Below are 11,253 nucleotides of genomic sequence, written 5' to 3'. Positions count from 1 at the left end.
AATTAAAACTCTAATAGCAACAACGGATTCCATTTTTTGTCACGATATTGAGTATAGCAACAGATATTTCTTCCAGAATATCATCAGTTCGGGTCCGGAACGAATCCATCTTGATTTACATCTTCCAATACTACGTAGGCTCTCAGCCAACTTTCTTCACTCAACATCCTCCACTTGTGTCCTGTTCCTTCAACATCAGTCGCAATAAGGATATCTCCTGGATTTACCACAAATGTGCTTCCGTCTGTTACGGTAAATTCCAGCGAACCTTGTAGGGTTAATACGTATTGGTTCCTTGGCGCAGCATGCCAGTCAAATTCCCGGTGTGCGGGGTCATCCTGCTGGAAAAAAGTATAAGATGTGGGAACGTGCTGAAGTTTGGTTATTTTTCCCTTTTGAAAAGCTGACCCTCCGCCTGGCGTAGTGTAAAGTTTGTATGCAATCATAAATATGTTTTCGGCTGCAAAGATAAGCTTAAATGATGCTTCAGCTTAGATATTATTTGTAATGAAAAAGATCGACTATCTTACCATCAGACTTCTGCATTTCTAAATGTGGAACGCCTCCATCTACGCCTTTATCAATACTCCCTTCTACAACCCAAATATTTCCATTTTTTAAGGTTGCAACAAATGGTTTCTTTTTAAGAACCTTCTCCCCGTAGACCCGAACGAACAGTATTTGCGCAATTTGTACAGCTGTAATGCTGTCGGGTACATATCCTTGACTAACATCCCAGTCTTTTTGTTCTGTACTGTGTTGGCAACTTGTTAGGAGAAGCATGGTTATTGATATAATCGACAAAAAAGTCATGGTAATGATCGTTCTCATTTAAAAATATAGCTATTCCACCTCCGGTTTTTTTGATATTTTGTAATAGATATTATTTTGGAGTTTCATACACTTAATAGGGTTTTTCGTTTTGCAAGGTTATATAGTAAGTTCAATCGGATCTTTAGTAGATTGCGTTACTTTGATCAATTTTGCGCCCTCCAGAACCATTTCTTCCTGTTGAAATCCAAAAGCTCCCTGTACTAAATCACCACCAGACAATTCCGTCCTGTATGTTATATACAATTTAAGATGATTACCTTTTAACTTGTAAAATCCCCCGGCGCTTCGAATTCTACTAGTATTATCATATGCATTAAAATTATATATGAACTTTCCATTATCAAAAAAACGATAATGCGCAAGCAATGCCGATCCTGCTCTACTTGTTGATACCTGCCAGATACCAACAATATTATTTTTATTAATTTCTTGACCGAATGTTCTCTTTAAGAACAACAGGCTAAGAAAAGCCAATAAACAAACAACAATTTTCTCTCTCATAATTATTTAGAGGATATCAATGAGGTCTAAATTAAAAAACCTTACTCCATAATCATAACTCTTCGTCCAGCTTCTTAAGTTACACAAAGATTATTTTCCATGAATGAGATAAATAATTTTACCATCAGACTTCTGCATTTCTAAATGTGGAACGCCTCCTTTTTGCTCTTTCAAGGTGCCTTCTACAACCCAAACATTTCCATTTTTTAAGGTTGCAACAAATGGTTTCTTTTCAAGAACCTTCTCCCCGTAGACCCGAACGAACAGTATTTGCGCAATTTGTACAGCTGTAGTGCTATCGGGTACATATCCTTGACTAACATCCCACTCTTTTTGTTCTGTACTGTGTTGGCAACTTGTTAGGAGAAGCATGGTTATTGACATAATCGACAATAAAGCGGTTTTCTTCATAGATAGTTAGTTTATTACCTAGTTTTCATCTCCAAAACCATGCAAGCGGAAAAAGTATAGCATTAAAGAATCCATGTAATAAAATAGAATACCATAACCCATATTTTAATCGGATATATCCCATAGTTAACGCACCAAATGATTGTGATAACATATAAATCACAAATGAAGGGTCAGTTAAGGTAAGACCTTTTATGTTTCCCAAATGTATAATTCCGAAAACCAAGGCCGTAAAGTAGAAATGAAATCCATAGTATTTACGCCAAAGGGTGTATAACCTTTTTTTTCTCATGCTACTGACTGTAGCATAAATTGTAATTGCCAAAACAAAGAATACAACATAGATCACGAACTTAATATTTTCATTCTTAAAAAAATAAGCCATGATTGCTGCCAAAGAAATCATTATAAAAAAAATAGCCAATTTCCATTTCCGCAATTGATAGCGGAACATGGATTCCTCAATTAATGGGGCTACAACACAGCACAGAATCATCGCGCCTACAAATCCATATTTGAAAAGATCAAATGTTTCATAAATTCGGATCAGGTGGTATTTTTCAAGTAGTAGATATATGGAAACTAGAATTCCGGCAAAAAGGAAATCCAACAGAAGTAACCAAACCAAATCTTTCATGGCCGATTTGCGATCCTTATTAAATCTTAGCAGGCGAGGCTGTTTTAAAAATTGCCAAAAGGCGGAGAGCGTTTCTTTCATTAAAGAATCAGGTTGAATACTTTCTAGTAAAAATAATTAAAATTACTCTGATCATCACGCAATACTTCCATTTGTTACTATAATTTCAGCGAACCTTTTAAAACTTACAATTAGCAGCGTATAAACATTATGTGGCATAGATCAACCCTCCTCCCGTTATATAATTATCGGTTTCTCAATACTCAATGCCTGAAGCATATTTGAAATTCTTTGCAAATCATAAGGAATTAAATCATCTGACTGCAGCGATTTTTGAAGAGTCTCCCAGTCATCAGTTAATTGTCCTATTGAGAAATCCCCAGGCTCCTTATTGACATCATAAATCTCCTTTTCATCAATTTTCCAATAATAATCACTTTCTATTTCAATTTCATTCCCGTGAAACTCTTTATATTTCAAAAGAATTGCAGAAATCATCTGCTCTATATTGTCCAAATTTAATTTCATCTTGCCTATCCTTTTTAATATTGGCTTTTGCCTAATGATTTCTCAAAAGTGACGCAAATCCAATAGCAAATAATATTACTATTTAATTCTCTAAATCTGATCGGTATATTGGCATTTTATTAAAGCTATGATCACTCACATATGATAAATAACGAAAAGCAATTTTGGGATTGGTTTAAAGCTAACGAAGCAAAGTACTATTTTCTTAATCAAATTGATGATGAGAATGAAAGGGAAAGACTTCTCGATGAGTTACTTTTTCATTTACAGGAATACTGTGACCAATTATTTTTCGAGGTCGGAGGAGTTCCAGATGAAAAGCAAGACCTAATTCTTTCAGCGGGAGGAAATACCGATTTTTTCAATAAAGTTGAAGATCTTGTAAGTCAGGCACCGTCATTAGAATACTGGAATATAATTACTTTTAAGCCCGCTAGAGAAGAATACAAAATAGAATACAATGGAATTAAGCTAAATCCGGATGAGATGTATTTTATTCCCCTAAGCAGTAAAGCATCTCAACAAATCGGACTTAGAGTATACATAGAGGATTACAATTCCCTCAACCAGGCTGATTTTCTAGTGGCTACTTATTTAGTTCTGGACAATGTTTTAGGCGAAAAGTCAAGTGCCTTGGATATTGGCTATGTGGAGATTGAAGACCTATCAGTGATTTCTGAAATAGACGAGCTAATAGAATTGGTCAAGCTCCCAAGATATATTAAGTGGAAGAAATCTAAGTAACATGTATCACGTAGGCTCAGCTAACTTTCTTCATTTTAGTCGTAGTAATCTGGCTCATTTTTTGTCGCGATACTGAGTATCGCGACAAAAAGCAACAAAACCTGTCGCAATACCCAGTATCGCGACAGATTAAACGTATATTTGTCGCGATACTATGTTAATTGTCACAATACTATGAAGAAGGTAATAGCAAATCCTGCTCAAGATGACATCTTGATGGTCTTAAAAAGGTTCCCCGATGGAGCAGGAATTGACGAAATCCGGCTGGAATATAATCCGGAAATGAGTAATAGAACCCTACAACGAAGACTGAGGAAACTGTTCGAGCAAAGTAGGATCACTATTTCTGGAAATGCCCGGGCAACTATTTACAAACTCCTATCAGGCGAAAATGAAATGGTTTCGACACCAGATTCATCAACGTTAATACCCCTTAGTACTAAAAGCATTCAATTACGAAAATTGGTTACTGCACCAATACAAGCACGAACACCGGTGGGATATCAACGGAATTTTCTAGAATCCTACCAGCCCAATATAGACAGTTATCTGTCAAAACGGGAATTATCCCGACTTGCTGAACTTGGCGATACCAAAACTGATCAACCAGCGGGTACTTATGTCCAGCATATTTTGAATCGACTGTTGATTGATCTTTCATGGAATTCAAGCAGACTGGAAGGAAATACTTATAGCTTACTCGATACAGAACGTCTGATTAGTCAGGGTGAGGCCGATGAAACAAAATCGGCTAAAGATGCACAAATGATCCTTAACCATAAAGATGCAATTGAATTTATTGTCCAGGCAGTTGAAGAAATTGGATTTAACAGGTATACATTGTTAAACCTTCATGCAATGCTGGCCAATAACTTATTACCTGATCCACAAGCCCCAGGAAGACTTCGATCTATGGCAGTTGGGATTAGTGGTTCGGCTTATACCCCATTAGGAATTCCGCAATTAATTGAGGATCATTTTGAACTTATACTTGAAAAAGCAAGGAAAATTGAAAATCCATACGAGCAATCGTTCTTTATGATGGTTCATTTACCATATTTACAACCTTTTGATGATGTAAATAAACGCGTTTCTCGCCTTGCCGCAAATATTTCATTGATTAGAAGTAACCTTTCTCCCCTATCATTTATAGACGTGCCCGACGATCTGTACACGCAGGGAATGCTTGCAATTTATGAGTTAAATGAAATAAATCTTCTAAGGGATGTTTTCTTGTGGGCCTATGAACGTTCTGCTAAAAGATATGCTGTAATACGTCAATCATTGGGCGATCCGGATCCGTTTAAGTTAAAGTATCGCAATCAAATTCGGGACTTGATCAGCCAAATCATTATAGAGGGACTCAATTCAAAAGAAGCCTCCAAATTGATAACGGCAACATCGAATGCGCTACCTAATGAAGACAGAGCCCATTTCTCAGAAGCAGTAGAAACCGAAATTCTTTCATTACATGAGGGCAACTCTGCGAGATACAGGGTTAGTCAAAAGGAATTTAACAACTGGAAGGCAACATGGCAAACCTAGCATACAATGTACCAAATGATCTTCAGATCCCTGATTTGCTTAAAAACAACGTATCTGTTTTTAACTACCACATGCAACAATCCTCTGGTAAGATCATGACGGTACTCAACAGGAACGTGATCAGCTTTCTATTGGAGGGCAGCAAGGAGATTTACTACGGCAAGGAATACGACCATACGAATCAGGATCAGTTCATGATGATTTCTGCTGGAAACTGCATTATGACGGAAAAGACTTCAGTAAACAATAACTACCGAAGTGTGCTGCTGTTTTTCAATTATACTGCGGTATCCAATTTTATAAAAAAGAATAACATCCTTGTTCCTAAATCAGATAACAATCCTTTCCTTGTTTTAACCTACGATGAATATATCCGCTCATTTGTACAATCGTTGTTAAAAACAGAAACCATTTCAAACCTATTACTACCCAATTTTATGGAAAACAAACTCCATGAGTTTTTGTATTACATGGTCAGTAAAATAGGTCCTGCCTTTCTTCATCCTTTTCTAGCTAATCATTCAGACGAAAAGGAACAATTTCATGAGCTTATTGAAAAGAACAGTTTAAAAAAGCTTTCAATAGAGGAACTCGCATTTTTAAACAACATGAGCCTGTCTACTTTTAAAAGAACGTTTACCAGGATATACCATATGCCGCCTGGAAAGTGGTTTTTGAAAAAGCGCCTGCAATTCGCTACGGACTTGCTTTTGAAAGAAGGAAAACGCCCCTCTGAAATCTATGAGGAACTTGGGTTTGAAAGTCTGTCTAGCTTTACCCAGGCTTTTAAAACAGAATACAAGGTAACACCTAGACAATTTAAAGCTTAAAATTGAACTTTTAGCAACATTTTTTGAGCTTTAAGAGATCGTAAACCGAGTTATTTCATGCTTCCTTTGTGTAAAAATTTGTTGTATGAAAAGGATAATTTTAACAGTTATGGCATCGTTTATTTTGACAGCCATAACAAACGCACAAACCTTTACTTTGAGGAGTAAAGAGATTGGAGGACAAGGAACAAAAAAGCAGGAGTTTAACGGTTTTGGCTGTGAGGGAGCCAATGTATCACCACAATTGTCCTGGGAAAACGCACCTGAGGGAACAAAAAGTTTTGCGGTAACGGTATATGATCCTGATGCGCCAACTGGCAGCGGTTTCTGGCATTGGATGGTGTTTAATATACCGGCTAGTGTAAAGGAATTGGTTAGCGGCGCAGGGAGCCTGGACGGCAAATTGCTTCCGGCCAATGCAGTGCAAAGCATTACAGATTATGGCATTAAAGGCTTTGGTGGCCCATGTCCACCTGTAAATCATGGTCCGCACCGGTATATATTCACAGTGTATGCCTTAAAAGCGGACAAATTGGATATTGATTCCAATACAAATCCTGCTGTTGTTGGTTTCAATTTCTGGTCTAACACCATTCAAAAGGCATCTATTGTGATGTACTATGAAAGGAAGAAGTAAATATTCTACACCAATATTCATAATGACAGGAAGTGAAACTATGCGATACAACCTCCTGCTATTCTATTCCACTTCTGTAACACCATTCGCTATAAAAAGGTAATCAGTCAATTCTCCTTCTACGGTTACATTTTTCCCTGCGAAACTTTCCAGGTTAGAACATTCAAATGGGTTGTCTTCCTTCTGCTGAAGGAGGTAATCTCCTGTAGCAGTTTCCAGGTACACTGCATCATGGTCACTTTTAGAGCCTGTAGCAAAGGGTTTTAGAATGATCTTTCCGGTAAGTTTCATCATTTACCTGCTTAAGTATTCGCGGTAGCCCATGAACTGATTGTCTCGTTCTTTAACGACCAGTACTTTCAGATCACAGATTCCATTATCAAAGATACTTCCTTTTTGGAACACATGGTAACGAACTTTCTGTCGGCCAGCCAGATTACCTACATCAACAAAGTTATGAGCAGCAATAGCAAAGTCATTAGTAAATACTTCATCAACCTCAAAAACCGTCTTTAAGTCTGCTATTCCAAATTTAACCAGGTTTTGGAGTGATGGAAACTCCAGTAATGGATTTTGAGATCTTGAATCGCTGATTTTTTCCGTATTGGGAATGGTTAGACCAAGATTGATACCTTTTGCCTGTAAGGTAAACCGCCTGTCTTCAATGGTATTCATTTGCTTAGGTTCCGGAGATTGTACCGGGTGTATGGAAGGGTCTCCTAAAATATGGAATTGGGCCAGGGTCTTCAATTCATGGAAATCGAGGCTTGGTCCGCTCACGCTGAGGAACTTTTGACGTGCAGACAAAAGTGCACTGCCGCTGGAAGAACCATTCAGGATATTGATGCTAAAATACTGACACATCAGATCTGCCAAGCCTTGCCCCGATGCCGGACCATAAGCTACGGTAGAACTACCCATAAAGACTGCAGCCTTGTTTAACAGATAAGTACTAGCGATGCTGATTCCTACCCCCAAAGGGAGTAATTGTGCCCCGTAGCAGCATTCTGCAGAAACAAAGGTTCCTGAATTAACTTTTCCCGACAGATCGGCCGGACGTAATGCTTCAGGATAACTACCGCCTTTTTGTCCATAGAAGCTCGGCCTGCTGAGTGCACCATGGAGGTTAAAGAAGTGAGGAAGGGCACCTATTTCTGCAGTACTATAGCCCCCTGCCACATCGGGTGGGCTGGTTTTCATCTGGAAAGCATTGCTAAAGGTATTTCTCAAACTGATCTGTGTGGATCCTGTCCAGACATCGGCAGAGATCGCGAAATAGTTTTTAAAAATACCTGGATCAGCGGGCACTGAAGTGTTGATGGTTTCAATGACTGTTTTTACATATTCAATGTCTCCCGTTCCTTCTTCCTGATCGCTCAAGGGCATATCGGGAATTCTGCCAAACACACGTGTTGGATTGGTGAAAGCGTTACAGTCGGTACTGTATGGAGAATCGCAGGCGTAAGGAAGATCTGATGGAATATGTGCATCGGGATCACTCCCTGCAACGCCGGATTGATGAAGTTGATTAACCAGCTGTTGAAAGGGAAAGATGTCCTGGGCTCCAAAAACAGCCAGATACTCCGGGCTTTCTTTCCAGTAGATCTGGTCTACAATATTCTTACAGGCCGCTTCGTCAAATGTTGCCGGAATGGGATAACTATATTTCCCGGCGGTTGCAACATCATCGACATACAGAATTAACGTAGATAAACCCTTCCCAGCATCTGCGGTAACCAGACTATCAAATATAGTTTTAAGCTGGGTAATATTGGCCCCATACTTCTTTTTGAGTTTACCCTCCAGGGTAAGGACGATCTTTTTTGCCATCTCTATATCGTTATGGGGTTAATTCAATTGAATTTACTTTTTAAAAATGCTTTTAAGGTCTTCGATGCCGCAGGATGTTCCATTACTGCATTTGCAAAGGAATCCCAATGGAGTGCGCTGATTTCGTTAAAGTCTACCTCATCATCACCAATTTGCCGGGCGAGCTCCGGATAACTGTACAACAATTGCCATAACTCGGTATTGAACATGTCTAGTCTGGACTGTTGTTTTTCATCAGGTACTTCTTTGAATAAAGTATTTAAAATCGGGAACCAGGGGGAACTGTCTTCCGGGGTTTGCGCGATATCGGTTTTTACGGTCACTTTCAAGGCATCAGATGCTTGTATAATCCCGTTTCCGAAGTATTGGGAATAATCACCAAATCCAGGTTTAACGGTCTTTTTTGCCGTACTGAACAAGGCATTTCGAATCGCTTCAACGCGTTGCCAGGGCTCTGCTGCATCCAGTTCCTGGTGGTTTTTTTTATAATAAATGGCGGCAGCCGCTGCGATTTGTGGTGTTGCAGAAGAGGTTCCTGCACCGTTGAACTGTACCGTGCCTGTCACATAGTTGGCCCAGAGTATATTGGGTGTGAAAGCAGCGAGTGCCTTTTGCATGTCTTTGGATGGTCCGTAATTGCCCTGCATTTCATTGATCAGGCTGGTGTAATAGGGTGCGTTATTATAGGTTACTCCACAAGCAGCTATAACCCGCTGGAAACGGGCCGGATAAACGACATGGCGGGTTGGCAAGCCTGCAAAGTTATTTCCGGCAGCGGTTACAATGGTTATCCCTGCATCGTAAGCTGCATTTACGGCGTCTGTCCATGCTCTTGACGGTGCACCTCCCATACTCATGGATACCACATGTACCTGGGTTCCGTTATGCACCAGGTCTGTGAGGTAATTCAGTGCTTGTGCAAAGGCACTTGTTTTAAAGAGAATAACAGATTTGGAGATCCGGCAGCTGATTACCTCTGCAAAATAGGCCGCGCCGAGATAGTCATTAAACTCTCCGGTAGCTGTGGTTAACTGGATTTTATCGCCAGCTAAAATACCTCCGGTTCCAGTACCATGATAGGGCTGTCTGAGCATGCCTTTGCTCCCAATATCCACGGCTTTATCTGCTTGTTCGTCTTCTATAAAGTTCTGCTGATAAGGGTTATCTCTTATTTTCTGAGGTATGGCAAAATGGTCCGTATAGCCAGTATCCAGATGACCTATACGAACAACGTAATCGTCAAGCTCGGCCACCTCTTTCCGGGCGCTTCCGAGTTGAGAATGGTCATCGTCAAGATGCCAGACCAGGTTTTGTGATGGCGGCCAGTCCGGGTCTACGTCGTCTCCTTTGGCTTCTGTACCAAATGACTTGGCGGAAGTGCCATCGAAATGATCTGGCATCTTATCGTCTACCGTATATTCCTGCCAAAGATCGGGTTCTATAAACCGGTAATTGGTACCGGAGTTCAAAGCAGCATGAGCAAGATCCCATGGATGTACTTCTACATCGTTCACCGCGGTTCTAACAGTCACCTTTGTGGCCAGCACGGAATCTGTGGGCAGATCTTTGGATTCAACAACTTGTTTAAACAGGGGTGCTGTTTTTTCCACCGGAATACCTGCGGCTTCCAGATCGGCCGCGATATCAGGCACTGTTTTCATCAGAGGATCCTGGCGGTATTCTATGATGAGTTCAATGGGTTCGTTGTATCTTTTCATAATTTCTACTACAATATCGCCATAATTATGTTTGCATAAAATAGCTAAGCCTAGTCATTACAGAATGTTAATATTCAGTTGTTTTAAAGGGAATTTAGCCTTTAGATAATACCAAAAGACACGGCAAATTTGATGAGCTGCGAAAGGGAATTGGTTTCCAGTTTGTGAATAATGTTTTTACGATGGTTGTTCACGGTATGGATGGATAGGTATAAGCAGGAGGCGATTTCAAAGCTGCTCTTCCCTTCTACAATAAGCCTGATGATTTCTTTTTCTCTCCGGGACAGCAGATTGAAACGGTGGAGGTTTTTCCGGATAAAGGCATCGTCTTCTACCAGGTTACTGAGCTTTCTGCCTGCATAGCTCATATTATTTGCAGAGAAGGCAATATGGATTATTTTAAGGGCATTTCCGGGCTCGGCTGAGGGATATAGCCTCGACGTGGTGAAATACCACTTGTAGTCATTATTTGCATCTGGTCTTACCCGTTGAAAAAAGGAATATACTTTATTGGCGTCTCCTCCATTGACGAATTGAAAGAGGTCGTTTTTGATCACAGTGATTTCTTCGGCAGGGAAAAACCGGCTAAAGTATTCCGGCCCCAGTGCCTGTAGTTCTTCTTTACTGTGTTTGAGGTAATCGCATCCGGTCTGGTTCATATAGGTATTGGTGAGGCTGCTGAGGTCCTGGACCATGACACTACCAGGGATATAGTCTCCAATGTCTTCGATTTTAAGGATTTTGCTGGCAATGTTATTCCCTAAAGACAGAATCTGTGCCTGGCAATGCTGCTGCATCTCCAGTTGGGATAGAGATTTGATGGCCATAGTTCAAAGCGTTAATATGAGTAAACTATATTATACAGATTGCGAGACGATTACGTAAATATAATCAGGATTATTGACAATTGAAATAGTATTTTCAGAAAAAGCAATTGGGGTGGATTGGGGTTATTTTATCAATTACAGCATATATGGAAATATTTTGATATCTATACACAAAAACATATTGCACTATCTGATGATAATGATATAATAT

General features: G+C 39.8%; 14 protein-coding genes. 4 read left to right on the top strand and 10 right to left on the bottom strand.

Annotated features, from left to right (window positions below; genetic code table 11):
* Nucleotides 1-83: 83 nt before the first annotated feature.
* The 6 genes from DBR11_RS08770 to DBR11_RS08745 form a co-directional block, all read right to left on the bottom strand.
* On the bottom strand, nucleotides 84-446 hold the full coding sequence (locus tag DBR11_RS08770; protein WP_108551682.1) for a hypothetical protein: 363 nt from the start codon (nucleotides 444-446) through the stop codon (nucleotides 84-86).
* Between the two features lie 52 nt (nucleotides 447-498).
* Complete coding sequence (locus tag DBR11_RS08765) at nucleotides 499-783, bottom strand: NTF2 fold immunity protein (RefSeq protein WP_158275247.1); 285 nt, start codon at nucleotides 781-783, stop codon at nucleotides 499-501.
* Between the two features lie 147 nt (nucleotides 784-930).
* Entirely contained in the window at nucleotides 931-1,335 is a 405-nt protein-coding gene (locus tag DBR11_RS08760) for a hypothetical protein (protein WP_108551678.1), read from the bottom strand.
* A 90-nt stretch (nucleotides 1,336-1,425) separates the two neighbouring features.
* The gene (locus DBR11_RS08755) at nucleotides 1,426-1,746 is read right to left on the bottom strand and encodes a YbbC/YhhH family protein (RefSeq protein WP_108551676.1); all 321 of its coding nucleotides are present in this window, start codon (nucleotides 1,744-1,746) and stop codon (nucleotides 1,426-1,428) included.
* Between the two features lie 25 nt (nucleotides 1,747-1,771).
* The gene (locus tag DBR11_RS08750; protein WP_108551673.1) at nucleotides 1,772-2,464 is read right to left on the bottom strand and encodes a type II CAAX prenyl endopeptidase Rce1 family protein; all 693 of its coding nucleotides are present in this window, start codon (nucleotides 2,462-2,464) and stop codon (nucleotides 1,772-1,774) included.
* Between the two features lie 156 nt (nucleotides 2,465-2,620).
* Nucleotides 2,621-2,911 (bottom strand): hypothetical protein, encoded by a 291-nt coding sequence (locus DBR11_RS08745; protein ID WP_108551671.1) that lies wholly within the window; start codon nucleotides 2,909-2,911, stop codon nucleotides 2,621-2,623.
* A 141-nt stretch (nucleotides 2,912-3,052) separates the two neighbouring features.
* On the opposite strand from DBR11_RS08745, the gene DBR11_RS08740 reads away from it, so the two are divergent.
* From DBR11_RS08740 to DBR11_RS08725, 4 genes are all read left to right on the top strand, one after another.
* Nucleotides 3,053-3,655: a hypothetical protein gene (locus DBR11_RS08740; protein ID WP_108551669.1), complete on the top strand. Its 603-nt coding sequence runs from the start codon at nucleotides 3,053-3,055 to the stop codon at nucleotides 3,653-3,655.
* Nucleotides 3,656-3,829: 174 nt separating this feature from the next.
* Complete coding sequence (locus tag DBR11_RS08735; protein WP_108551667.1) at nucleotides 3,830-5,200, top strand: Fic family protein; 1,371 nt, start codon at nucleotides 3,830-3,832, stop codon at nucleotides 5,198-5,200.
* On the top strand, nucleotides 5,188-6,030 hold the full coding sequence (locus tag DBR11_RS08730; RefSeq protein WP_108551665.1) for an AraC family transcriptional regulator: 843 nt from the start codon (nucleotides 5,188-5,190) through the stop codon (nucleotides 6,028-6,030). The genes DBR11_RS08735 and DBR11_RS08730 overlap by 13 nt, the downstream gene beginning before the upstream one ends.
* A gap of 85 nt (nucleotides 6,031-6,115) precedes the next feature.
* Nucleotides 6,116-6,667 carry a YbhB/YbcL family Raf kinase inhibitor-like protein gene (locus DBR11_RS08725; protein WP_108551663.1) on the top strand — a complete coding sequence of 184 codons (552 nt, stop codon included), beginning with the start codon at nucleotides 6,116-6,118 and terminating at the stop codon, nucleotides 6,665-6,667.
* 63 nt (nucleotides 6,668-6,730) lie between these two features.
* On the opposite strand, the gene DBR11_RS08720 is transcribed toward DBR11_RS08725, so the two are convergent.
* The 4 genes from DBR11_RS08720 to DBR11_RS08705 all read right to left on the bottom strand — a co-directional run bounded on the left by DBR11_RS08720 (nucleotide 6,731) and on the right by DBR11_RS08705 (nucleotide 11,042).
* A complete protein-coding gene (locus DBR11_RS08720; protein WP_108551661.1) occupies nucleotides 6,731-6,961 on the bottom strand; it encodes a hypothetical protein in 231 nt (76 codons plus the stop codon).
* Nucleotides 6,962-8,497, bottom strand: coding sequence for a hypothetical protein (locus DBR11_RS08715; protein ID WP_108551659.1), 1,536 nt, complete (start codon nucleotides 8,495-8,497; stop codon nucleotides 6,962-6,964).
* A gap of 23 nt (nucleotides 8,498-8,520) precedes the next feature.
* Nucleotides 8,521-10,215, bottom strand: a complete 1,695-nt coding sequence (locus tag DBR11_RS08710) for a S8/S53 family peptidase (protein WP_108551657.1) — start codon at nucleotides 10,213-10,215, stop codon at nucleotides 8,521-8,523.
* 101 nt (nucleotides 10,216-10,316) lie between these two features.
* Entirely contained in the window at nucleotides 10,317-11,042 is a 726-nt protein-coding gene (locus DBR11_RS08705; RefSeq protein WP_108551655.1) for a response regulator transcription factor, read from the bottom strand.
* Nucleotides 11,043-11,253: the final 211 nt, after the last annotated feature.

The sequence above is a fragment of the Pedobacter sp. HMWF019 genome (assembly GCF_003061025.1).
Lineage (GTDB): Bacteria > Bacteroidota > Bacteroidia > Sphingobacteriales > Sphingobacteriaceae > Pedobacter.
The sequence above is the reverse complement of the archived record's forward strand: the minus strand, read 5'-3'. Positions and strand labels throughout refer to the sequence as shown.